General features: G+C 44.2%; 21 protein-coding genes and 1 riboswitch. Of the genes, 9 read left to right on the top strand and 12 right to left on the bottom strand.

The annotated features are described in order from the left end of the window. Positions 1-82: 82 nt before the first annotated feature. Positions 83-1,240 carry a TetR/AcrR family transcriptional regulator gene (locus AD710_RS07375; protein ID WP_049627691.1) on the bottom strand — a complete coding sequence of 386 codons (1,158 nt, stop codon included), beginning with the start codon at positions 1,238-1,240 and terminating at the stop codon, positions 83-85. Positions 1,241-1,381: 141 nt separating this feature from the next. Here AD710_RS07375 and AD710_RS07380 point away from each other — a divergent pair, with 141 nt between their 5' ends. Further along, a complete protein-coding gene (locus AD710_RS07380; protein WP_049627692.1) occupies positions 1,382-2,719 on the top strand; it encodes an aldehyde dehydrogenase family protein in 1,338 nt (445 codons plus the stop codon). Positions 2,720-2,755: 36 nt separating this feature from the next. Here AD710_RS07380 and AD710_RS07385 read toward each other — a convergent pair whose 3' ends face one another. Together AD710_RS07385 and AD710_RS07390 are read right to left on the bottom strand one after the other, a co-directional pair. After that, complete coding sequence (locus tag AD710_RS07385) at positions 2,756-3,976, bottom strand: outer membrane protein assembly factor BamB family protein (RefSeq protein WP_116746233.1); 1,221 nt, start codon at positions 3,974-3,976, stop codon at positions 2,756-2,758. Between the two features lie 130 nt (positions 3,977-4,106). Continuing rightward, entirely contained in the window at positions 4,107-4,529 is a 423-nt protein-coding gene (locus tag AD710_RS07390; protein WP_049627693.1) for a DUF5391 family protein, read from the bottom strand. A 144-nt stretch (positions 4,530-4,673) separates the two neighbouring features. Between AD710_RS07390 and AD710_RS07395 the strand changes: the two genes are divergently transcribed. The 3 genes from AD710_RS07395 to AD710_RS07405 all read left to right on the top strand — a co-directional run bounded on the left by AD710_RS07395 (position 4,674) and on the right by AD710_RS07405 (position 6,755). Further along, the gene (locus AD710_RS07395; protein WP_015240918.1) at positions 4,674-4,985 is read left to right on the top strand and encodes an ArsR/SmtB family transcription factor; all 312 of its coding nucleotides are present in this window, start codon (positions 4,674-4,676) and stop codon (positions 4,983-4,985) included. Between the two features lie 78 nt (positions 4,986-5,063). Next, complete coding sequence (locus tag AD710_RS07400; protein ID WP_049627694.1) at positions 5,064-6,230, top strand: MFS transporter; 1,167 nt, start codon at positions 5,064-5,066, stop codon at positions 6,228-6,230. Positions 6,231-6,299: 69 nt separating this feature from the next. Continuing rightward, positions 6,300-6,755 carry an RDD family protein gene (locus AD710_RS07405; RefSeq protein ID WP_049627695.1) on the top strand — a complete coding sequence of 152 codons (456 nt, stop codon included), beginning with the start codon at positions 6,300-6,302 and terminating at the stop codon, positions 6,753-6,755. Between the two features lie 36 nt (positions 6,756-6,791). Here AD710_RS07405 and AD710_RS07410 read toward each other — a convergent pair whose 3' ends face one another. Further along, on the bottom strand, positions 6,792-7,478 hold the full coding sequence (locus AD710_RS07410; protein ID WP_049627696.1) for a VOC family protein: 687 nt from the start codon (positions 7,476-7,478) through the stop codon (positions 6,792-6,794). A 300-nt stretch (positions 7,479-7,778) separates the two neighbouring features. On the opposite strand from AD710_RS07410, the gene ahpC reads away from it, so the two are divergent. Both ahpC and ahpF read left to right on the top strand, forming a co-directional pair. Beyond that, a complete protein-coding gene (ahpC, locus tag AD710_RS07415) occupies positions 7,779-8,342 on the top strand; it encodes an alkyl hydroperoxide reductase subunit C (protein WP_004393188.1) in 564 nt (187 codons plus the stop codon). 13 nt (positions 8,343-8,355) lie between these two features. Next, the gene (ahpF, locus tag AD710_RS07420) at positions 8,356-9,885 is read left to right on the top strand and encodes an alkyl hydroperoxide reductase subunit F (protein WP_007614902.1); all 1,530 of its coding nucleotides are present in this window, start codon (positions 8,356-8,358) and stop codon (positions 9,883-9,885) included. Positions 9,886-10,367: 482 nt separating this feature from the next. On the opposite strand, the gene AD710_RS07425 is transcribed toward ahpF, so the two are convergent. Then, positions 10,368-11,711 (bottom strand): amino acid permease, encoded by a 1,344-nt coding sequence (locus AD710_RS07425; protein WP_049627697.1) that lies wholly within the window; start codon positions 11,709-11,711, stop codon positions 10,368-10,370. Between the two features lie 144 nt (positions 11,712-11,855). After that, positions 11,856-11,936: riboswitch (glycine riboswitch) on the bottom strand. Between the two features lie 292 nt (positions 11,937-12,228). Here AD710_RS07425 and fbp point away from each other — a divergent pair. Then, a complete protein-coding gene (fbp, locus tag AD710_RS07430; protein WP_045925592.1) occupies positions 12,229-14,154 on the top strand; it encodes a fructose-1,6-bisphosphatase in 1,926 nt (641 codons plus the stop codon). 60 nt (positions 14,155-14,214) lie between these two features. Here the strand turns inward: fbp and AD710_RS07435 are convergent, their stop codons facing one another. The 6 genes from AD710_RS07435 to AD710_RS07460 all read right to left on the bottom strand — a co-directional run bounded on the left by AD710_RS07435 (position 14,215) and on the right by AD710_RS07460 (position 20,545). Further along, positions 14,215-14,679 (bottom strand): (2Fe-2S)-binding protein, encoded by a 465-nt coding sequence (locus AD710_RS07435; protein WP_016937398.1) that lies wholly within the window; start codon positions 14,677-14,679, stop codon positions 14,215-14,217. Beyond that, positions 14,672-15,514: an FAD binding domain-containing protein gene (locus AD710_RS07440; protein WP_049627698.1), complete on the bottom strand. Its 843-nt coding sequence runs from the start codon at positions 15,512-15,514 to the stop codon at positions 14,672-14,674. The genes AD710_RS07435 and AD710_RS07440 overlap by 8 nt, the downstream gene beginning before the upstream one ends. Then, positions 15,501-17,831, bottom strand: a complete 2,331-nt coding sequence (locus AD710_RS07445) for a xanthine dehydrogenase family protein molybdopterin-binding subunit (protein WP_049627699.1) — start codon at positions 17,829-17,831, stop codon at positions 15,501-15,503. Before AD710_RS07445 ends, AD710_RS07440 begins: the two co-directional genes overlap by 14 nt. A gap of 5 nt (positions 17,832-17,836) precedes the next feature. Continuing rightward, the gene (locus AD710_RS07450; protein ID WP_049627700.1) at positions 17,837-18,457 is read right to left on the bottom strand and encodes an NTP transferase domain-containing protein; all 621 of its coding nucleotides are present in this window, start codon (positions 18,455-18,457) and stop codon (positions 17,837-17,839) included. After that, positions 18,454-19,467, bottom strand: coding sequence for an XdhC family protein (locus AD710_RS07455; RefSeq protein WP_049627701.1), 1,014 nt, complete (start codon positions 19,465-19,467; stop codon positions 18,454-18,456). The genes AD710_RS07450 and AD710_RS07455 overlap by 4 nt, the downstream gene beginning before the upstream one ends. A gap of 61 nt (positions 19,468-19,528) precedes the next feature. Next, the gene (locus tag AD710_RS07460; RefSeq protein ID WP_049628782.1) at positions 19,529-20,545 is read right to left on the bottom strand and encodes an FUSC family protein; all 1,017 of its coding nucleotides are present in this window, start codon (positions 20,543-20,545) and stop codon (positions 19,529-19,531) included. 318 nt (positions 20,546-20,863) lie between these two features. Here AD710_RS07460 and AD710_RS07465 point away from each other — a divergent pair, with 318 nt between their 5' ends. Both AD710_RS07465 and AD710_RS19530 read left to right on the top strand, forming a co-directional pair. Continuing rightward, the gene (locus AD710_RS07465) at positions 20,864-21,418 is read left to right on the top strand and encodes a hypothetical protein (protein WP_049627702.1); all 555 of its coding nucleotides are present in this window, start codon (positions 20,864-20,866) and stop codon (positions 21,416-21,418) included. A 58-nt stretch (positions 21,419-21,476) separates the two neighbouring features. Next, entirely contained in the window at positions 21,477-21,638 is a 162-nt protein-coding gene (locus AD710_RS19530) for a hypothetical protein (protein WP_049627703.1), read from the top strand. Between the two features lie 429 nt (positions 21,639-22,067). Here the strand turns inward: AD710_RS19530 and AD710_RS07475 are convergent, their stop codons facing one another. Further along, the gene (locus tag AD710_RS07475) at positions 22,068-25,160 is read right to left on the bottom strand and encodes an AAA domain-containing protein (protein WP_197083930.1); all 3,093 of its coding nucleotides are present in this window, start codon (positions 25,158-25,160) and stop codon (positions 22,068-22,070) included. Positions 25,161-25,170: the final 10 nt, after the last annotated feature.

Raw genomic sequence — 25,170 nt, forward strand, 5'->3', positions numbered from 1 at the left:
CGCCGGACACTTCATATCGGCACTTCTCAAAGAAAACAGAAAAAAAGAACTCCGCCTGTTTTGGAGTTCTTTTTCATCATCTTCACAGCAAAATCACCCGATACTTCTTCACATCCAAAAACTGCAGAAACTCCCGGGCCAGCATGTCCGGCGCGTGGTCTTGTCCTTCATGAAGGCGATATTGAATCAGACCGACGAGCATGGACGCGACATAGTATGCATAGAGCTTTTTGCCCGCCTGAATGTGCAAAGGCTGATGAAGATAAAACGATTGCAGCGCTCTGAACATTTCCGGGATGACGTCAGGCACTCCGGAACCCTCTCTCAGAAAATGGACGAGCGGCATGCCTTCCGACAGTGCGGAAAAGAGCCGGACGAGCGCAGTTTCCGCTTCTTCCATGGAGCAGTCAGCAGGATCTCCCTTTACTGTCAATAATCTGATCAGCTCCCGGCATGATTGATGGATGATCGTTTTCAGCAACGCTTCTTTGTTGGCGTAATGGTCATAAAAAGTGGCACGGCGGAGGTTGCTTTGACGGGCAATATCGGAAATCGTAACCGCCGCGTAATCCTTTTTTTCTGCTGCTAAGCCGATCATAGCCTCTTGCAAGGCCTGCCTCGTCCGTGCCACCCGCCGGTCGGCGGGCTTTTTTTCTTCTTGTTCCGGCACCCGGCGGCCGAACAGCCAGTAAAACCGTTTTTGAGAAATCAAATCCCACACCTGCCCGCTGATCGCTTCCGGTGATGCCCCAGGCTCCTCATTCAGCCAGTACAACACAATGGCATACGTGTATAAAGAGCGGTAATGAATGTACATATCCTGTTCGGTCGGTGAGAAATTTGCATTCACCGGTGACAAAAGCACATCATGCCGGAATACATCTTTTAAAAAAGCATGAAAGTGAAAATACGGCATTTTTTGACGATCCATCATCGTTTGGAAAAACGCCCGATGCCGGTCAACAAAAGACAGGGTCGGATGCACTTTTTGCCAGCCGCCATTTAAATGAAGCACATCTTTATGCTTCAGCGAATCATACAGCGCTTCACTCAGCCCGTCCTTCATTTCTTCCGTTATATCTTCTAAAATTGCATATTTATCCTCGTAATAAAGGTACAGTGTCCCCCGGCTCACGTGCGCCCGTTCGGCGATATCCTTCATGGTCACACGGCGGATATCCCGCTCCCCAAGCATAACCAAGAGCGCTTGTTTGATGTCAGTTGTCACAGAATCCGGCATAAGAGACACTCCTTTCATTAGACAGATCACCGCAATTTGTACGGTAACGTATAGATGCGTTTACGCTGTCTTTGCCGCAAAATCACATCACACTATAATAGGCCCTGAAGAAACAAAAAAGCAACCAGAGGAGGAAGACCGATGGATCAGCATATAAAAGCAGACATCAAACGCGTCTTTGAGCTTCAGAAAAAAAATCAAAAAACACTGCGTGCTTCAACAGCCGAGCAGCGCAAAGAAAAGCTTCAGCGCTTTTTAGATGCCGTCACCGCTCATGAAGAAGAAATCATCGAGGCGATCAGACGGGACGTCCGCAAGCCTTATCATGAGGTGAAAAGAGCGGAAACGCAGGGAACGATCAAGGCGATTAAAGATAATATGAACAATCTCGACACCTGGATGGCGCCGAAACGCGTCGGCTCATCCGTCAGCCCGGACGCTGACGGCGTATTAATGTACGAGCCAAAAGGCGTCACCTTAATTCTCGGCCCATGGAATTATCCGTTTATGCTGACGATGGCTCCGCTTGCCGCCGCCATTGCGGCCGGCAACAGCGCGATTGTGAAGCTGTCTGATTTTACGATGGAGACGAGCCATATTGCCGCGACAGTCATTCGTGAAGCATTTCATGAAGAAGAAGTCGCCATTTTTGAAGGTGAGGTTGATGTCGCGACAGAACTGCTCGATCAGCCGTTTGATCACATTTTCTTCACCGGCAGCACGAATGTCGGCAAAATCGTCATGACGGCAGCGGCGAAGCACTTGTCGTCCGTCACGCTTGAGCTTGGCGGAAAAAGCCCGACGATCATTGACAGCGACTATGATTTAATGGACGCAGCGAAAAAAATCGCCGTCGGCAAATTTGTCAATGCGGGACAAACATGTATCGCTCCTGACTATCTCCTTATGAAGGAAGATGTACAGGACACCTTTACAGATCTCCTGCAAACCATTGTCAATGCAGGTTTTATGGAGGATGATCATACGGTTGACCGCAATAAATTCACGCAGATTGTTAATGAGCGCAACTTTAACCGTGTCAAAGCTCTATATGATGATGCCATTGAAAAAGGGGCAAAAACGGCCTTCGGCGGCGTATTCGATGCGCATGACCGCACGATTTCTCCGACCGTGCTGACAAACGTCACGCCTGATATGAAGATCATGCAAGAGGAAATTTTCGCACCGATTCTGCCGATTATGAATTACGAAGATATTAGTGAAGCCGTTGATTACATCACTGACCGGGACAAGCCGCTTGCCTTATATGTATTCAGCCGTAATCAGGAGCTGATCGATTATGTTCTGCAGCACACGACGTCCGGCAATGCTTCTATCAATGATGTCGTCGTTCATTTCACTGACGTTAACCTTCCGTTCGGCGGCGTTAATACGAGCGGAATCGGTTCATATCACGGTGTGTACGGCTTTAAAGAATTTTCTCATGAAAAAGGCGTTTTTATTCAAGCCTCTAAATAAAAAAAGAATCCGCGCAGATGACGCGGATTCTTTTTTTTATTTTTTTGCCCCGAATGCGAGCAGTTTCGTATAAGTGCCGACGTAAAGCGTGCCGTCTTCAGCCAGAACCGGGGAGGAAATGACATTGCTGTCTGTTTGATAGCGCCATTTTTCATTACCGTCAGCGTCAACCGCATAGACGTTTTTATCGTCGGAGCCGAAGTACACATTGCCGTCTGCATCAATCAGCGGCGCCGTTCTCACAGGCCCGTCCGTATAGAAAGACCAGTTCATATTACCGGTTTTGCTGATGGAAAACAGTTCGCCGCTTCCGGAACCGATATACACATTGCCGTTATGGTCAATCGCTAATGAAGAGCTCGAGAAACCATTTAACGGGAACGTCCATTTTACAGCACCCGTTGATGTATAGGCGTATAAGCTGCCGTCTTGGTTTCCGGCGTAAACGGTGCCGTCTCTGTCAATAACCGGATAGCCTTTAAACCCGTTGGACGTCGTTTTTGACCATTTCACTTGGCCCGTTCCGGAATTGATCGCATAAAAGATATTATTGTACGTTGCCGTATACAGCGTGCCGTTTGATGCTAACACGGGAGCGGAGCCGACCACGCCGTTTGTTTTAAATTTCCACTTTTGCGTCCATGTCGAAGGCGACGTCGGTTTAATCGCATAGATATAGTTATCCAGCGTCGACACATACAGCGTGCCGTCAGAGCCGATAGCCGCATCGGAACTCGGCGCTCCGCTCAGCGGAACCGATGTTAAAATATTTCCGGTTTCTTTGTCGATGAAATACAGTTTTTTATCGTGAGAAGGAAGATAAATGACACCGTTTGTTCCGAGCACCGGAGTCAGCGTATAGGTTGTCCCGAGGTTTTCCGTCACCCATTTCACAGAACCGTCCGGATGATATGCCGTCAGCTTCCCGTCTTTTGATTGAATAAATACGGTGCCGTCTCCGTCAACCGCGGCTCCCGCACCGTTTTGAGGGTTGGCCGGGACATTCTTTTCCCATTTTAACGATCCGTCGGCAGTGCTTGTGAACCGGCTTTCCCTTGACCAGTTGAACATCGTCGGAGACATGGCCTGCGCGTCATACCGTCCCGTCAAGAAACCGGATGCCGCATGATTTTGTTTAAATACCGTTTCCGCAGCTTGAGCAGCCGCCGGATGCAGCCATTTTGCCCCCGGCAGATCAGAAACCGCTCCCACAGATAAAGCCGCAGCAACCGCAGCGCCGGCTGCCAATGTTTTCATTCGAAGTGAAGCCGTCTTTTTTTTCAATGTCAGTTCCTCCCGTTTCTATTAAAAACTGCTATACCGCTATAATCATACCATAATCATCCTATGAAATATTTGTATTTTAAGTAGATTTATAGAACAAATGTCACATAGACTGCTGCTGATGTTTCGGAGAGGAACGAAACGCGGCAATATACCACACCACATTGACGATAAAAGCTGCGCCTGACCAAACGAAAAGGCCGTAATAAAGAGACAGCTCCTGCCCTAAGGAAATGGCGGTCAATAACGTCACCAACAAGACAGCCGCGCAAATGATAAGCCCGATTCCGCAAAAAACGGCCATGATGATTTTCATGACACGGACACCGAGAACATACATAATGAACGGGACCGCATATATAACAAAGATCTGGCCGACGGCGGCCCACATGCCTGCAGAGTTAAAATGATTCGCGTTCGGCCCCGTTTCTGCAAGCGGAGAAAGCGAGACGATGACCGGCAATAGACAAAACATCAGAGCGGAAAACAAGGTCACCGCGACCGTACCTTTTTTCTTTTGTTTCATGTGAATATCCTCCTGACAAATACCCGGATTTTTTACCGGTAATCTGATAATATGTTATATTTTAACACGGTTTTTACTTATTTTGAGAAGCGTTTCGTTAAAAAACGAATTTACAAATCCAGAAAAATAGATATAATAAACGTTATGGAACCGATATTGATTCATAAAGCGTTATCCAACAAAACACGAAGTGATATTATGACATGGCTTAAACACCCGGAGGACCATTTTGATGAAAGGCCTTATCTTGAGCAGGGCCTCAGTTTCCGCACCGGAATTTGCGTCGGTGATATTCAGGCAAAGTCGGGGCTTGCGCAGTCCGTCATCTCCAGCTACCTGCTGACGATGCAAAAAGCCGGCCTGCTGGAATCTGAACGAATCGGAAAGTGGACCTATTACAGAAGGAATGAAAAACAAATTAAAGCCTTTGCTGACTATGTTCAGCACCAGCTATAAACATGAAAGGAGGGCTTTTTTTGTTCTAACATATCTATTTTTCTGTATATGTAGTTATAAAAGGAGGCATACATAACAATGAAAAAAAGCAGTTCCATCTTCATTCTATTTTTGGCACTAGGGGTTTTCGGGATTATTACAACCGAGATGGGCATTATCGGCGTTCTTCCGCAAGTGGCGGACAGATTTCAAATGGCCGCTTCAAAAGCGGGGTGGCTTGTCAGTATTTTCGCATTCATCGTCGCTGTGTCGGGGCCGTTTTTGACCTTGCTTGCCTCAGGTATAAACCGGAAATACATTCTGCTTTTGGCGGTGCTGATGTTTGCCGTTTCTAATGCGGTCTACGCGTATACGGCGCATTTCAGTGTCATGCTTGCGTTTCGAATCATTCCGGCTTTATGCCACCCCGTGTTCTTTTCTGTAGCGCTTGCGGCCGCGGCCCGCCTTGTTCCCGCCGGCCAATCCGGAAAAGCCGTAACGAAAGTCTTTTCAGGCATCACCGCCGGCTTTGCGTTCGGCGTCCCTTTCACATCCTATCTGGCTGAGCGTCTCTCCCTTGAATCAGCCTTCCTATTCGGCGCGATCGTCAGTCTCATCGCGTTCATGGGCATTCTTCTCTTTTTGCCATCCATGCCGGTCACAGAAAAAATGTCTTTCAGAAGCCAGCTCGGCATCCTTCGCAAACCGGCCTTGTGGCTTAATATCGCTGCCGTTACCTGTCTCTTTGCGGCCATGTTTTCTGTCTACAGCTATTTTGCGGAGTACCTCGGACGGGTGTCCAATATGAACGGCACATGGGTCAGCTTCATGCTGATGAGCTTCGGGGTGATTATGATAGCCGGGAATTTCGTCTTCGGCGCTTTGTTATACAAAAATATGAAAAAGACCGTCATCCTGTTTCCGCTTCTTTATACAGCCGCCTACTTGCTCATATATGGGTTTGGGACGTCTTTCGCACCGATGGCCGTCCTTGTCTTCGTATGGGGCGCCGTTCATTCCGGCGGTCTCATTGTGAGTCAGACATGGCTTACTGCGGAAGCAAAGGAGGCCCCCGAATTCGGCAACAGCCTGTTTGTCTCTTTTTCCAACCTCGGCATCACCATCGGAACGGCGGCGGGAGGCTGGTTTATTTCACATTTGGGAATCCATCAGCTGATGTGGTGCGGCATCTTTTTTGCCCTTCTGGCTTTCGGGCTGATCATGGGACGCTTAGCATGGGGAAAGAGGCCGCTCGCAGAAGCTTAAGCTCCGTTGCAAAATCCGGCATGATTACGTATAATATGGCAGATTAAAGCAAGGGAGAGAAAAAGATACATGGAAAGACCGGCAGGATTTTGGATTCGGTTTCTGGCGTATGTCATTGATCAGATCATTATAGGAATTCCGATTTTTATCATTCAATTTGCAGTCAGTTTTTTATTTGCGGCAGGCGTTGCGGCGGCTGACCCCTTCATGACCGAAAATCAGTTTAACATCTCTTTTCTGGTGTTCGGCGTCATCCCGATTCTTGTGAGCTCTTTTGTGATCAGCATCTTATATTTCAGCCTGCTCACAGCCTCAAAGATGCAGGGGACACTGGGAAAAGCATTGCTCGGCCTTAAGGTCGTCAATGAAGATGGCGGACGCATTTCCATCGGCCAAGCCTTCGGACGCGCTTTCGCTTATATCATATCTAAGGTCATTCTTTATATCGGTTTCATTATGGGTGCCTTCGGAGAGAAAAAAGCGCTGCACGACATCATGTGCAGCACCCGGGTTGTTTATAAATAATGTCCTTAAGTCCGGGCCTTTTGAGCCCGGGCTTTTTTATGACGGCTGCGCCCGCTTGATGTCAATGCCGCCTTTTCCGTCAGCCTCAATGCGGATCGTCCCGTTCACAATGACAGACAGCGGATGAAACTCCGCATGCTGATCAGAAAAAATCCAGCGGCGCCCGTTCGGCCCTAAAAGCAAAAACGCCCCATCATTGTAATCACCCATGAAATGAAACCCGTTCTCCTTAAGAGGCGCGCCGTCTCTCACCGGTATACCGAAACGCTGCAGCTCCTTCCCGGTCGATACCACCTCGGCAGCCGTCAGATTCACCTCGCCGATATTCAGGACGGACTCAACCGAAAAACGTTCCGCGCTTGCCGGCGATGTGTCTCTCGCGATGAATTCCGCCAGATTGTTGGACGGATCTTTGAAATAAAAGGAACGCGCATGTATATGAGAGAAATACACCTCATCCTCCCCATCTTCCGTTTGAAAAACGACTTTATCCTTTATCCACGCCTTCGCCTCATCAAAACGATTATTCGGAATGTTAAACGCGAAATGATACGCCGGATGAGATTGAGAATCGGCGCGCCTGAATTCCAATTCACTTTCTCCCGCCTTGATTGTAAACGAATCATCGGACTCACCCGCTAAAGAAAAACCCAACACCCTGACGTAGAAGTCTTTCGTCTCCTCTAAAGCACAACTGTACAAAGTAATGTTATTTATTTGCATGATCATACCCCCTTTGGTTTATACTGCCATATAGAGGGGTTGATTCCCACTATTTCGTTTCACCAATTGAGAATCCCCCTTCCGCCCGGCGCTAAACATGATAAACAGCGCCAAACCGCTTATACCAAGCGATTTTTAACGTCTAAAGCAAAAAAAAGCAGAAAATAATACCTCATATAGCTTGACAAAAAATAAATGTTATTTAATAATCTATATATAATTAGAATTATTATTGAAAGATAAAGTGAATGCTTTGTCTTTTTAATATATTTTAAAATCACATTTCAGGAGGAAGATATTATGTCTTTAATCGGAAAAGAAGTACTGCCATTCGAAGCAAAAGCTTTCAAAAACGGTGAATTCATCGATGTAACAAACGAAGATTTGAAAGGTCAATGGAGCGTTTTCTGCTTCTACCCAGCAGATTTCTCTTTCGTTTGCCCGACTGAACTTGAAGATCTTCAAGGACAATACGCTGCACTGAAAGAATTAGGTGTTGAAGTATACTCTGTTTCTACAGATACTCACTTCGTACACAAAGGCTGGCATGACAGCTCTGAAAAAATCGGCAAAATCACTTACGCAATGATCGGTGACCCATCTCAAACGATCTCCCGCAACTTCGACGTTCTTGACGAAGAAACTGGTCTTGCTGACCGCGGAACATTCATCATCGATCCTGATGGCGTCATCCAAACAGTTGAAATCAATGCTGGCGGTATCGGCCGTGACGCAAGCAACCTTGTAAACAAAGTAAAAGCAGCTCAATACGTTCGTCAAAACCCAGGTGAAGTCTGCCCGGCTAAATGGGAAGAAGGCGGCGAAACACTTACACCTAGCCTTGATTTGGTAGGTAAAATCTAAGGAGTGCATTCAATTGGTACTTGATGCAAATATCAAAGCACAATTAAATCAATACATGCAGCTAATTGAGAACGACATTGTTCTCAAAGTAAGCGCCGGTGATGATGACACTTCTAAGGACATGCTGGCTCTCGTTGACGAACTGGCTTCCATGTCATCTAAAATTTCAGTTGAAAAAACTGAATTAAACAGAACACCGAGCTTCAGCGTTAATCGTACCGGAGAAGACACAGGCGTTACATTCGCCGGTGTTCCTCTCGGCCACGAATTTACATCATTAGTGCTGGCATTGCTTCAAGTCAGCGGCAGAGCGCCTAAGGCTGATCAAAAGGTCATTGACCAGATTAAGAACATCAGCGGAGAATACCGCTTTGAGTCTTATATCAGCCTGACGTGCCACAACTGCCCTGATGTCGTCCAAGCATTAAACATGATGAGCGTGCTCAACCCGAATATCACTCATACAATGATTGACGGCGCGGCATTCAAAGAAGAAGTAGAAAGCAAAAACATTATGGCTGTTCCGACTGTTTTCTTAAACGGTGAATCTTTCGGAAGCGGCCGTATGACCATCGAAGAGATTCTCGCGAAAATGGGCAGCGGCGCAGATGCGTCTGAGTTTGCCGACAAAGAGCCGTTTGACGTTCTTGTTGTCGGCGGCGGACCTGCCGGCGCAAGCGCGGCGATCTACACGGCGCGTAAAGGCATCCGCACCGGTGTCGTCGCTGAACGCTTCGGCGGCCAGGTACTCGACACCATGAGCATCGAAAACTTCATCAGCGTCAAAGCGACTGAAGGACCGAAGCTCGCTGCAAGCCTTGAAGAGCACGTGAAAGATTATGATATTGACGTCATGAACCTTCAGCGCGCGAAACGCCTTGAGAAAAAAGACCTCTTCGAACTTGAACTTGAAAACGGCGCTGTACTGAAAAGTAAAACAGTGATCCTGTCAACAGGTGCCCGCTGGCGCAATGTCAACGTACCTGGTGAGCAAGAGTTCAAGAACAAAGGTGTTGCATACTGCCCGCACTGTGACGGACCATTGTTTGAAGGCAAAGACGTAGCCGTTATCGGCGGCGGAAACTCCGGAATCGAAGCGGCGATTGACCTTGCAGGTATCGTCAATCACGTGACTGTGCTGGAGTTCGCGCCTGAACTGAAAGCAGACGAAGTCCTGCAAAAACGTCTTTACAGCCTGCCAAACGTCACTGTGCACAAAAATGCACAAACGAAAGAAATCACAGGCGACCAAAACGTAAACGGCATTACGTTCGTTGACCGTGAAACAGGCGAAGAAAAACACGTTGAACTTCAAGGTGTATTCGTCCAAATCGGTCTCGTGCCTAATACAGAATGGTTAGACGAAACCGTCGAACGCAACCGCATCGGCGAAATTATTGTCGATAAGAGCGGCGCGACAAGCGTTCCCGGCCTATTCGCCGCAGGGGACTGCACAGACGGCCCGTACAACCAAATCATTATCTCAATGGGATCAGGTGCAACTGCCGCTTTAGGCGCATTTGATTATTTGATCCGGAATTAATGTAAAAAGCCGCCATATGAATGGCGGCTTTTTTATGTTATCAGTTAGGGTTTGCCCCGCCAACACATGCTTTTCCTCATCGTTTTGCAGCTGCTCCCACTTTTTCGCCTTCTTTCTATATCATTTGAATTTTAAGGGTAAATAATGTTAACATTACCCTTGTTAAAATATCAATATATTTCCATTTATATCTATTACTTTTTTCCTTTAATTAGAAAGGGGTTATTTGAATTGCAAAGAAAGTCTTTTACTAACTCATCCATTTTCTTTTTTTAAATTTGTATTTTGGGAGGCATACTTTTTCTTTTAACAAAATGATTCGAGTCTTTTTTAGTTGTTGACCCTCTAATCTATTTATACATAAGGCTTGCTCGCTATTAAGGCCCTATAGTTCGCCTGGTCAACGAAAGAAAAAGACAGCATACTGCAAGCGGTACGCTGTCTTTTTCTTGAAACTCTGATGACCATTTCATTCATAACCTTTATGTCTTGCTCCCTCTCGCCCGATAGATAAGAAACAGTCCAATAAACCACAGCGGCGTCAGCAGCAAAGCCGGGCGCGTCGCATCCGCAAATAGCATAATCACCAGAATGGCGGCAAACAGCGCCAGTACGGCGTAATTGATAAACGGCGCGAACGGCGCCTTGAAAGACGAGCCTGCGTGTAAGTCCGGGCGGGTTTTCCTGTATCTGATATGACAGACAAGAATCACGCCCCACACCCAAATGAAACAAATTGCGCTGATGGTGGTCACGATGCCAAACGCTTCTTCCGGTATCAATTTGCTTAAAAGAGCGCCCGCTGACAGCACAATGACCGATACCCATAATGCACTGCTCGGCACATGATTTTTATTCAGCTTCGCGAAACTGGCCGGCGCCTGTTTCGTTTTGCTTAAATTATACAAAATCCGGCTTGTAGAAAACATCCCGCTGTTACAAGCAGAAGCGGCCGACGTTAATACGACAAAATTAATGATTCCCGCGGCCACCGGAATGCCGACTAAGCTGAAGGTTTTCACAAAAGGACTTTCCGCCGCATTCAGCTGCGTCCAAGGGTTAATACATAAAAGAATGATCAATGCCCCGACGTAGAAAAATAAAATACGCAATGGAATTTTATTGATAGCGGACGGAATGTTTTTTTTCGGATTTGATGTCTCCGCTGCCGACACACCCACTAATTCCACACCGACATAGGCGAAGATCACCATCTGGAACGACAGCAAAAAGCCTGAAAACCCGTTTGGAAACAAGCCGCCGTGCTCCCACAGATTCGCCGCTGAAACCGTTCCGGTATGCGTTTTGAACCCAATCACCAGCAAAACCACGCCGATGACAATTAACGCGAGAATCGTGATCACCTTAATTAAGGCGAACCAAAACTCCAATTCTCCAAAAATCTTGACTGTTAACAGATTAAGCCCTAATAAAATGAGCAAACAGATAAGTGCAGGAACCCACTGCGGAATGTCAAACCAATATTTCACATATACACCGACGGCGATCACATCCGCCATAGCCGTCATAATCCAGCAAAACCAATAAGTCCAGCCGGTGACAAACGCCGCACGCGGCCCTAAATACGCCTCGGCAATATCCGTTAATGATTGGTACCCCGCTTTAGATAACAGCAGTTCTCCCAGCGCCCTCATGACGAAAAAAAGCGCAATACCTACAATAAAATACGCAAAGATGATAGAAGGACCCGCCAGCTGAATCGCCTTACCGGACCCTAAAAACAATCCGGTGCCGATCGTGCCGCCAATGGCGATCAGCTGCACGTGCCGATTCGACAAGTCCCTCTTTAGCTCTCGCTGTTCCACACCTGACTCCTCCTTACTTTTTGATGAACGACGAGAAAATAAAGCCAATAAAAAAAGAGATTGGATGCCCTCCAATCTCATGGTCATAAGAATATCAAATTATATTTGCGCCGCTGACAATCAACAGCATGCCAAATACATATTCGGTACTCTTCTGTCCTTTTGCCTGAGATTGTGAACCCTTCGGCGCCGCGGTAAACCCGCGGTCTCTCCAGAAGCCGCTCCTGCTGTAGTGCGACCCACAGCAATCATAGCCTGCTACGTATTAAGTTTCCGATAGAAATAACTATCAGCTAACTTTTTATTTTAATAGAAGTTTAATCATTTGTCAACAGGGTGATGAGCTGTCTGCGGAAGGTATATGTTGAGGCCTTAAGCGCCGTATTTTCTGTTTTGTTTGTCTCAAAAAGGACTTATGAGGTACTATCATATAAGGTCTAATGATTTAAATATCATGTCATACTTTAAATTCACCTTATCATGCAATGGCTCGTAAATAAAAAGGGGATGGACGAGATTGGAAACCAAATATTTAGATCTGCTCGCACAAAAATACGATTGTGAAGAAAAAGTGGTCACAGAGATCATTAATCTGAAAGCGATACTGAACCTGCCGAAAGGAACCGAGCATTTCGTCAGTGATCTGCACGGAGAGTATCAGGCATTCCAGCACGTGCTGCGGAACGGTTCAGGAAGAGTAAAAGAGAAGATCCGCGATATTTTCAGCGGCGTCATTTACGATAGAGAAATTGATGAACTGGCGGCTTTGGTCTATTATCCGGAGGACAAACTGAAGCTGATCAAACATGACTTTGATACGAAAGAGGCATTAAACGAGTGGTATAAAGAAACGATTCATCGGATGATTAAGCTCGTTTCTTATTGCTCCTCTAAGTACACCCGCTCCAAATTGCGCAAAGCGCTGCCTGCCCAATTTGCTTATATTTCCGAAGAGCTGCTGTACAAAACAGAACAATCCGCCAACAAAGAACAATATTACTCCGAAATCATAGAACAGATCATCGCGCTTGGCCAAGCTGATAAGCTGATCACCGGGCTTGCTTACAGCGTGCAGCGATTGGTAGTCGACCATCTGCATGTTGTCGGCGATATTTATGACCGCGGACCGCAGCCGGACAGGATTATGGAAGAACTGATCAACTATCATTCAGTGGATATTCAATGGGGGAATCACGATGTTCTCTGGATAGGCGCCTATGCCGGTTCCAAAGTATGTCTGGCCAATATTATCCGTATCTGTGCCCGCTATGACAACCTGGACATTATTGAAGACGTCTACGGCATCAATCTGAGACCGCTATTGAACCTTGCCGAAAAATATTATGATGATAACCCGGCATTCCGCCCGAAAGCAACCGAAAACAGACCGGAAGATGAGATTAAGCAAATCACAAAAATCCATCAGGCGATCGCGATGATCCAATTCAAGCTTGAGAGCCCGATTATTAAGAGACGGCCGAACTTTAATATGGAAGAACGGCTGTTATTGGAAAAGATTGATTATGACCGCAATGAAATCACGCTGAACGGAAAAACGTATCAACTGGAAAACACCTGCTTCGCGACGGTGAATCCCAAACAGCCCGATCAGCTATTAGAAGAAGAAGCAGAAGTCATGGACAAGCTGCTGTTCTCTGTCCAGAATTCCGAGAAGCTGGGCCGCCATATGAATTTTATGATGAAAAAAGGCAGCCTGTATTTAAAATATAACGGCAACCTGTTGATTCACGGCTGTATTCCTGTTGACGAAAACGGCAATATGGAAACGATGATGATAGAGGATAAAGCTTATGCGGGCCGTGAGCTTCTCGATGTATTTGAACGGTTCTTACGGGAAGCGTTTGCTCATCCGGAAGAAACCGATGACCTTGCGACAGACATGGTCTGGTACTTATGGACAGGCGAGTATTCCTCCCTCTTCGGAAAACGCGCCATGACCACCTTTGAGCGGTATTTCATCAAAGAGAAGGAAACGCATAAAGAAAAGAAAAACCCGTATTACTATTTGCGTGAAGACGAGGCAGCCTGCCGAAACATCCTGAAGGAATTCGGGCTCAACCCGGATCATGGCCATATCATCAACGGCCATACACCGGTAAAAGAAATCGAAGGCGAAGATCCGATCAAGGCAAACGGAAAAATGATCGTTATCGACGGCGGCTTCTCCAAAGCCTACCAATCCACAACAGGCATCGCCGGCTACACGCTCTTATACAACTCCTACGGCATGCAGCTCGTCGCCCATAAACACTTTAACTCCAAGGCCGAAGTGCTGAGCACCGGAACCGACGTCTTAACGGTCAAACGATTAGTTGACAAAGAGCTGGAGCGGAAGAAAGTGAAAGAAACGAATGTCGGTGAAGAACTGATGAAAGAAGTCGCGATTTTGGAGAAACTGCGGGAGTATCGGTATATGAATTGAGGAATATGGAGTTCAGGGATGATTCTCTGGGCTCTTTTTTATGATTCTCCGTAACAACGGCTAATGATCCCCTTTCCCTGTATGTAAAACCGATTTAACCGCTTCTTCAATCTCCTTATAACCCGTACATCTGCAAATATTGGACTCCAGCCAGTTTTTAATCGTTTCATCACTTGCATTCGGCTCAGTATTCACTAAAGCATGACAATTCATGAGAAAACCAGGTGTGCAATATCCGCATTGAAATGCAAATTTTTCAATAAAAGCCTTTTGAATCGGCGTATTGATCAGTCCTTCAATTGTCGTAATGTCCTTTCCTTCCCCTTCTGCCGCAAGCATTAAGCAAGATTTCATCGGTATCCCGTCCGTTAATACCGTACAGGCGCCGCAATCCCCATTTAAGCAGCCCGGCTTTGAACCAGTTAATCCGAGACGAAGACGGAGAGCAAATAACAAAGTATCGGCCGGTCTGACCGTAATCTGTCTTTCTTCGCCATTTACTTTCAACGTAATAGGATCAGACATGAGAACCTCCTTCTAATTCTTGTAAGGCATCTAAGATTGTATGCTGCAAGACAAATATCCGGTATTCACTTGAGCCTTCTGCATCATCAAGAACGGGTTTGGGTACATACTGTAAAGCCCTGCGCACTCTATCTTCTGCTGTGCCGCTTTTATCGTTAAGCACAGCCTCCATTTCAGCAGAACGAAAAGGAAATGGACATACGCCGCTGAAGGCCATTCTGATCTCATCATCTTTTTTCAGCGCACAGACTGTCACCAATGGGTATCCGACATTCCACTGCTGTCTTCTTTTGATACTGACAAACGGCAAGTCAACATACGCTCGATCGACAACAATATGAAATAAAAAATCTCCTTTTCGCAACTGTATTTCCTTGTTAAATACTTTATTTATGGGACGGTAATGAATCCCCGCTCTCCCTGCAATCCCTAGCAAACTATCAGAAATCAGCAGCGGCAGCACGGCCTCACGGTAATAGATGCCCCCGCAAATGTTTCCGCCCAGGCTGATTTTATTTCGAGACGTCCGATCCGCAATTTCACTTACTGTTTTACTTAATAGCGGAAATGGATTTTCTTCCTCCAGTTTCGTTAGTGATACGCCCGCTCCGATCACCAGATCATGTTCATAAAAACGGATGGCATGAAATCCCGGAAGTGCGTTCATATCTATCACTGCATCCGTATAGACGATATTCAGCCTTCCTAACGTGATAATTTCCGTGCCGCCGGAAAAATACATTGGTGTTTTCTTTTCGGCCGCAAGCGAGTGAAACAGACGGGTTGTTTCTTGTATGGTCTTCGGCTTAAAATAGTCGAAATCAAACGGTATCATCTTTCCACCCCATTTGCGTCCTCCATAATTGTTCGGGAATGAGAGGAAGTTGATTCAATTGGACACCTAAAGCGGCGGAAAGGCAATTTCCTAATGCTGCAGGCATCCCCAGCAGTCCGTGTTCCCCGCCGCCGCGCGCTCCATAAGGCGCAATCACATGCGGGGTTTCAACAAATTCAATGATATATTCAGGCTGCTCTCCATAGTGAAGGGGTCTGTATGTTCTGAGTTGAGGATTTAATACTCTTCCATATGGATCAAATACAAAGGTTTCTCTTCCTCCAAATGCGATTCCCATACTCATCCCTCCCATCACTTGACCCCTTGCAGCTTTTTCATTCAGTACAGTTCCTATATCTACAACAGAATAGGCTTTTGTGATCCGATACGTATAATCCCGCTTATCCAACTCAACTTCAATTCCCTGCGCACCTACAGCCCACTCGGGTCCCGGCTTTCCTCTTCCCGTTTCCCGGTCTAAATTCGTCATCCGGGTTAATGTATAATTGCCGCTCGCAATGATTTGGCCGCCAATGGTATTTCCATTTGGAAACGTGTATCCGTAAGCAATGTCTTTTATGTCAACATGTACAGCAGGATAATCTATAAAATAAACCTTCCCATCGGCCACTTCCAATTCCTCGACAGGAACCCGCAACACGCATGATGCCACTTCCTTAAGCTTTCGAATGGCTTCTTCCGCTGCATTCAGTACGGCTCTTCCGGCCATTAACGTCCCTCTGCTCCCTACGGTTTTCCAATGCTCGGGCGTTGTTTGGGTATCTACAAGCATTTTCACGTGAATTTTGCTTATATCTATTTTCATTCGTTCCGCCAAGATTTGGGCTAACACTGTTTTTGTCCCTGTTCCAATTTCCACTACCCCTGACATCAAATTAATGCTTCCATCGGGATTGAAGGTTAAAATCACCCCGGACGTTGCATTTGTATCAAATGTTGAGGTTTTCCAAATACAGCTGATCCCCTTCGCCCGTATCTTCCGGCCGTCGATTTCAATTCTCTGTCCCTCAGACCAATTCATTAATTCCTTCAATCTCTCAATGCATTTCGGCACATTTCCGACCGTGCTTGAATTGAGAAGAACTTGAGTAGGTGTAGTATCACCGGGACGAATGGCATTTCTATAGCGGAGTTCTAACGGGTCCATGTTCAGCTTTTCCGCCAATACATCCATCGTCCGCTCAAAGGCAAATAACACTTCAGCATGGCTGTAGCCCCTAAATGCGCTTGGATATGGATGATTCGTATACATACAATATGAATCACACGATATATGATCGATAGCGTACGGACCCGTACAATCAACCACCGCAGCCCGGCTGATGTCCACTCCTTTATCAGAGTATGCTCCGCCATCAAATAAAAGCTGAATGTCTGCCGCCTTTAAAATTCCATCCTTTGTGGCCCCTAATTTAACAATGGCATCCAATCCTATATGACCAGGAGATGTGATCATATCCTCTTCTCTCGTATTAAATAACTTGACGGGCCGGCCTCCGACTGCTTTTGATGCCAAATAGGCAATGACCTCTAACTGAACGGCTGCTTTTCCCCCGTACGCTCCTCCTACTAAAGGGGTTTTGACGATAACCTTTCCGGGTTCAATTCCAAAGTACCACTCCATTAATTTTTTAATGGCAAAAGGAGCTTGAGAGGATGTTGTCATGATAATCTCCTCATCAGCCCGAATTTCAACAATCGAGCATCTTGTCTCCATAGCCGCATGATCAGAAGGGTTAAAGGAAATTTGGAATTCTGCTGTCACATCACTTTCCTTAAACCCGTCTTCAATATTTCCTTTTCTGATTTTATCCAGGTTCGCAATATTTGTCTTCGGAACCGGGAATACACCTGCCTTCTTCTCATAGCGGTCAACATGTTCATGGACGAGGGGAGCATCCTTTTGAAAAGCCTCACGGGGGGAATTGACGACGGGAAGAGGTTTATAGGACACTTTAATGGCATCCGCGGCCTTTTTGGCTATGATTGGATTTTCCGCCACAACTACAGCAACCGGCTCACCGTGGTACCTGACCCTTTTATAAGCAATCGGCGGCCTGTCTTTAATTTCTTCACCTGCAAGCGGAAAAGGTTCATCGCCCAATATCGCTTTCACTCCGGGAATCTTCCAAGCTTCTGAAAAATCAATAGACACAATATCGGCATGAGCATATGGGCTGATCAGCATTTTTGCGTGTAATGTGCCTGTTGCATGTAAATCATCCGTATATTTCGCCTTACCCGTCACTTTTTCAAGAGCCTCTTTCCGAATGACACTTTTCCCGATATACTCCAACTCATTCACTCCCCGAATTTATTCAGCAGGAAAGTATAATCTTCAACCGTGTCTACGTCATAAAAAAGCAAAGGGTCTTGAAAGCTGATCATTTTTCCCGTCTTGAACATACTTTCACGGATCACGTGCCGGGCGCCCTGATCTCCCTTTAACTGATGCAAGACTGGAAAACATTGATTTGAGAATAAAATGGGGGGCATAGGAAGATGCTGATTTTCAGCGGCGATAAATGAATAGCCGCGCTCCTTTTGATAAGAATCAATTAACGTATTGATGATATCTGCGGTGACAAACGGCTGATCTGCAAGGAGAATGATAACGGCGTCAGCCTCGTACGCTGCCGCTTTTTGCAAACCGCATTGTATAGAATGGCCTTGGCCCTTACCCGCTTGCTCACATTCTGCCTGGCTCCACTTATTTGAGATGGGATTTAAAAAGAAAAAATCCGAAAGCCAATGCAGTGAATCTCCCTTTCTCGTTATAACGAAGATATGATCTAATTCAGATAACAGGGCATGTTTAAGCGCCATACTTCCGAGGGAGACTCCATTGAGAAATAAACTGCGCTTATCCGTCCCCATGCGTCTGCTTGTACCGGCTGCCAGGTAAATGCCTGCTGTTTTCATAAGCGAGCCCTTTGTTTTCGCATTTCTTTAATCATCTCGCCAACAATGCTTACAGCAATCTCCTCAGGCCCTTGTGCCCCGATGGGAAGGCCGATAGGGGAATGAATATCTGCCGGAATCTCTGCCCCGCCTAACAGCCGCTCCGTGCGCCTTCTGGGGCCTAATACGCCTTTATAAAACACATTCTCGTTTTTTAATGTATGTAAAATGATCTGATCTTTTTGAAAGCTGTGCGTCATAATAACAACAAAATCCCTTTGGGTCATGCTCAGGCCTTCTATGACTTCTTCCGGTGCTCCTATTATCAAATGGCCGGCTTCAGGAAAATGGCCGTGATGACATAAAGCGGGACGCCAGTCAATCACCGTCACATGAAAGCCCGCACGAGCCGCCAACGAAACGAGCGGCCTTGCATCTTCTCCTGCTCCGAAGATGTATAGACAAGGTTTTGGAACCATCTGATGGATAAAAAATAAATCAGATGTATGTTCACCCCTTTTGATTCCCTTTTCTGTCTGTCTCAGTTTTTGAATACAGCTTTGTTCCATATCGCCGGTTCCAAACACTCTGCCGTCTTCAGCTATATACAGATCTTCCTTCGGCTCTAACGTTTCAGTGAATCGTTTCACTCGAGTCACAGACTTTTTTTCATCTAAGCATGTCTTGACTGTCATCAGATTTCGTTCCAATTCTCCTTTTACAGGCTCAAGCAACACCGTCAAAGCACCATTACAGCCAACGCCCTGCCCCCAGGATAAATCGTCCTCCGCGCTCATATCAAAGCGGACAATCAACGGCTCTCCCGCAGCCCAGATCTGCTCTGACCTTTCAGCAAGATCTTCCTCCAGACAACCGGCGGATAACATTCCGACTCTTGTTTTGTCCCCTAAAATTAACATGGAGGCCCCTTCCTTCTTATAAGCGGACCCCTCTGTTTTAATGATGGTAGCCAGTACCTTAGCTTTCGCAGAAGCCGCGATGACATCCAAAATCCGGTGTATATTATCCATTTGATTTCCCCCGCTTTTACCTGATCATCTGTATATCCATATTCTTTTTTTCCAGAGAACATTACAAACTCTTCAGCAATTTCTTCGTTTCTAAAAAAAAAGAGTCTTTATAGACCTTATGACCGGGCGGCGGGTGTGACTTCATGCCGGAACGGAGAGATTCCAATAACACGTTCTGTTCCTTCTGTTTCCAATTGTCTGTTTCACCCTGCTGTATGCCTTTAAAACCCGCAAAAAATTCACTTAACACTTGTAAATCATTGCCCAGCTCCCTTTTGTCACTTGAAGATAAAACTCCTTCCCTTTCCCATTCTTTTAACGTTTTCACGACATTGGATAAATACTCATATCCAGCATTCATCTTTTGCATCTCTGTTTGATATCTTGCAAGAATGATTTTATGTTTTTTTCTGATGGGGTTGAATTTCAAGCTCTCAGAGGCTGTTTGCAGCATCTCTTTTGCCGTATGCAGCTCCTGCAGAAGGTTATTCACTTTATCTTCCATGAGCATCCCTTTTCCTTGTCCCCACTCTGATTGAACCCATTGAGAAAGCTCTGAAAGTGTGTCAGAAAGCTGATGAGCCAATGTTTGAAAAGAGTCCGCTGCCCTTTTTGTATAGTCCGGCGGAAAAAGAAACATATGAACCAGAATCGCAATGACGACGCCGATCACCGTATCGATGATCCGATCCATTGCATAATCTTTAGAGTGTCGTTCAAACGTAAATACCAATAAAATGGTGAGCGCTACTTGATGCAGAACCGTTTCATCTATTCGTAACCACTTTGCAATGTACGTCCCGCCTAATAGTAACAGCCCCAGCATCCAGCCATTCATTTGTAAGTAACTGACAAGATAAGAGGTTAACATGATTCCGATGACCGTTCCCGCAATCCGATGAAAAGAAAATCGAACCGACTGATCTATGGTTGATTGCAAACATAAGATAACGGATAGAGGAGCCAAATACGGATGTTTAGAACCAGCCAGTTTTGCAGCTTCCCAAGAAACCGCAGACGCAATCGCCATCTTCCAAACCAAGGATGTTTTATTTTGATTTTTTTTACTTTTCTTCATCATACGCCCCCTCCTTTCAAAAACCTTTTCCACTAGGTTTCCGTGACGGAAAGGGATTTATACTGACGTAGGGAAAATGCGAAAGAAGCTGTTGTTCGCAATAAGGTGCTTCTCTGAGATCTTCTTTACGGTTTCTATCCTCCTTGATAACTTCGCATCAGATATGAACTCTACTCTCCTATGACTTTCGAAGGGAAACATACAAACCTTGTCGGTTAATGTGATGAAATTGGGTGAATTTTTTATCATTTTATATGGTAAGGGTTTAAGAAGCAGAATGCCTTTGTTAGTATGGCAACCAAAGGAGGAGGATCAATTATGCAAAGCAAAATGAAGCTAACCGCAGTGAAACTGGCAGCCTTGGTATTCCTAGTAGGTGCCTTTGCCCTCCCGGTTTTACCCCATTCTGCGGCTGCCGCAGAATCACAAGCTACATACAAAGTTGAAAACCTCAACGACAGTGAGCTGAAGATGACGTTCAATCATGCAGATGTTCATATTGACGCTAAAGGCAATGCAACGCTTAAAGACAACATAACAGGCGAGGAGCAGGCTCTTCCGAAAAGCTCAACTGACAAAAATGGTGACCCCGTTACACTGAAATATGAAAAAATCAAAAATGGCGTTTTAGTCAAAGTCGTGAACAAAGACGCTGGAAAAACGAGCGGTTCAATCAGCACCCAATCAGTCGGGAAATGTATTTTAGGTACTGGCGGCGGTGCGGTAACTGGCGGCGGCACACTGGGTCTCGCAGGAGCTGCTGTAGGAACAGTCACAATACCCGGCATCGGAACAGTAGGAGCGGGTGCCGTCGGAGCAATTACCGGAGCTGTTGGCGGTGCAATGACAGGAGCTGCCGCATCTTGCTTTTAACCATGAAGAAAAAGGGGCCCGCGCCCCTTTCTTTTACTAACTATGGAAGGTGGTCGACATGTACAAAATCATCATTCCTTCAATACTAGCCATCTTCATTCTCTGGATATTCTTACAGATTTCGCTGGAGATAAGCATCGTTAAGAATCCATTGAATTATTTTATTGTATTCATTGTCTTCTTTCTCTTTATTAAGATGGTGAAAGAGAAGCAACAGTAGGTTGCTTCTTTTACCATGTGTAGAAAATAAAATCATATCTTAATGAATTCTATAAGCAGAAACCAGGCTATTATTCTCTATTGTACCTTGAGAGCAGGTAAAGGAAGCTTAGGTTTTGAACATTATGTTTGAGCGGAAGTTTAGTTTAAACGAAAAAATAATCCTATTTAATCTTAAGATGAATCTTAAACAGCAATACAGTAATGATCGGACTCACGATTATTAAAAATGTATGTTTACCTTTATGATTTAAAGCGGTTCAACAATAGAGTTTATTCTATTCTTAGTTAGTATTAAAAATGATATTTCCATTTCATTTTAATTTGGCAGATGACTACAATACGTTTCTCCGAACTTTTCTATATCACTATAAAAAGGGTATTTTAAGGACTTTAGGCCAGTTACATTTCACTAGAATACTACCGCTGATTACCTGTTATAGTCTTCAATAATCGAAATTGTTTTATTTGCCACTTCACTTCCAAGTGAGGCATACAATTTCTTATCGCCAATAACATAAAATTCTTCTTTAGCTCGTGTAGCTGCAACATTCATCATATTTGGATCAGAAACAGCCCATCTTGCTGCTCCACTGCTATTAGTGTCCGCTCCAAGAACAAAATAGACAATTTTTGCTTCTTTTCCTTGAAAAGTATGGACAGTTCCGATGTTTGTTTTTTTCCCATTTTCGCGTTTCGTAAAGTTAATTTTATCTAAAACTTGTGCAAGTTTATAAGCCACATTTCTAAATGGAGATATAACATAGATTTCTTCAGCTAAGTCTGGATTTTCCTGCAAACGATTATCAATCAGACTTTTCAGTAAGTCAGCTTGTTCTTTAACAAATTTGTCATTTGCTTTTCCGGTTGAATCATACCATTGTGATTTTCCTTGTGACTCATCTTCTGATTTACCTTGTACCATCAACCCATCATACGAGATTTCATTTGAAATCGTAAACATCGGATAATTTGAACGTCTGTGCACCCAAAGTGGTATGCCAATCCATTCATCCTCATTTTTTTGAAAACCATACTGACTTGCAGCATCCACAATCGTTTGAGTAGAAGCATCAGCAGAGACAAATTTTTCATCAACTTTATAATATCTTCCAATCAATGTCAGAACATTTGAATCTAACGTCAATACTGGTTTTATTTGTGATGGATCCCCAACCACCATAACCTTTTTACTTCTAAAAATTGCGCCAACACTTGCCTGCGGTAGTGCTTGACCTGCCTCATCTATGAATAAGTTACCTATTGAGTTTTCATTAAGGTTTTTAAACATCCTGCCAAAGCTGGCAAAAGTAGTACTGACAACAGGGATAGCGAAATTCAACCATTGCCATGATTCTGAAATTAACTGATGTCCATTCTCTTTTCCAATGTATTCGGACTGTTTATTCCAAATAATTCTTGCCGCTTTCAAATTCTTTCTGTTTTCATACAGGAATTGCTTTCTAACCTTTAAGGCTGAAATAAATAATTCTGATTGTAAAATACGAAAGCGCTTGGTAAACCATGGATTAGACTTTTGAAGTTCATCATATGATAGTGAGAAATCTAGTTCTTCTATTCCACTTTGAAATTTGAGTTTTTCCAATAACGCAATTTCTTGTTCCAATTTCTTAAAATTATTTTGTTGAGTAGTGATCCATTGTTCGAAATCAGCTTTTGTGTCCTGAATTTGTTGCCGAGTATTTTCGATTTTAACAGCATTTACCTTTAGTGCATTTTCGAATTTCATGCGCTCATTTAACAATTTAGTCTTTTGTTGAGAAAGATGATTTAAATGGGCATTCGTATTATTGAGATTTTTGAAATACTGCTCAACTTTTGATTTATTAAATATTTTCTGGAACCATAAAAAACTTGGCTTTTGTGAAGTAACTACATCATAATTCCGTTCAGCTTGAGCTTGTAAATCATTCAAATTTTTGTTTTCAATGGAACAATCCGATAACTTTTTTTGGAGATTTACGCTTTCTTGTCTCAGCCTTTCAAGTTCACGCTGCGCTTCTTCCTCCTGTGAAATCAAATTTGCTCGTTTCTCTGTTACTTCTTGTTCAAAAGCAAGGGTTTGCTCCTTATGCTTGGTTTTAAATTTTTGAAGAGAATACATTTTCTCGCTATATTCTTGAATTTTTTCTCTTTCAGTTTTTAATTCATCATAGAGACGTGAGAATTCTTGATATACACTTACATCTGTATTCGCTTCATAATTTTCTTCTAGATCCTTTTCAATTACTTCGATAGTTAAAAGTAACTTGTTAATGTTTGATGATGCTCCGCCTTCCAACGAAAATGTACCCCAATTATCCTCATTTAAAAGCTCACTTTTTATCTTGCGATTCTTTCCGAAACCTTCACCGGTTAATTTAGAATTAGAGATATCTTTAAAATAATTCGCTTCCTCTAGTTGCTTTTGAAAATCGTCAGCAATCTTCTCTTTCTTTGGTAGCTCCTTAACAATGTTTTGGACTGCCCCATTGTTTGAACTTGCTACAATCATGTTCTTATCTGAAATGGAATGTGGTAAAACACCAAGTTTAGCACTCTGCCAATAAACTAGACTACCTTGAATATTTTTATCAGACAGCTGTGAGATTTCCGCTGCCTGTTGTACTACTAAATCAGCAAAAATATCTTTTAACAGTGTTGTTTTCCCTGTTCCCGGCGGCCCATTGACACTACGAATATCATTTTCATCATTTAAAGCAAGATTTACCGCAACCTGTTGCATAAATGAAAGCGCAAAATCGGGATTACTTGGGAAACGTCCCAAAGGATAAAATTTAGGTTGCAAAATCATCTCAAAAATATGTGGATTAAAATGAGTCGATTCTTTTTTACCATCTAAATTTTTTCTGTATCCAGAATAGCCATTAAAATATCTATCCAAATTTTTATTAGTGATTGTCTTTGCCTTGTTCAGATCTCCAATAAAGAACGAATGTAGATTCACATCTCCATTATCCAAGTTTTTCACAAATGCATAGCGGAAATTTTCTGTAGTAACATTATAATTTTGTAAGAGTTCAGAAAATGCGGTATTAAAATCCTCATTAAATTTCCTGTTCAAGTCTTCTCTAAATGAGTTTTCAACTTCTAAAATATCTTTCGGTAAATCGCCATGTCGGCGGATATAACCGCTCATCGTATAGAACAATTTGTCTGCTATAAAATTTAACTGGTTATCAAAATATACAGAGAAGGTGAATTTGTCAGAGTTACTAACTTCTTCGTAGGTTTTAGCGATCTTATATTTCTCCCTCAATATGTCAACAATCTCTTGAAAATTGAATATATCAAAATATAATACTAAGCCCGACTTCTTGAAGAACTTATCTGATACACTTTGCTGTTCTTTTTGTTTAGTTAAAAAGTCTAAAAAAAACTTACTCCAGTCCTTCTCCACTGTATGTAAAGGCTTTAGAGCTTTATCTTTTTTATTAATAGAACCTTCTGATAGTTGCTCTATCGTAATCCAAGCATTTAAAATGTCTTTCCTTCCGTTCATACTATCCCCC

Origin of the sequence: Bacillus sp. JFL15 (assembly GCF_001184225.1) — a bacterium.
Lineage (GTDB): Bacteria > Bacillota > Bacilli > Bacillales > Bacillaceae > Bacillus > Bacillus siamensis.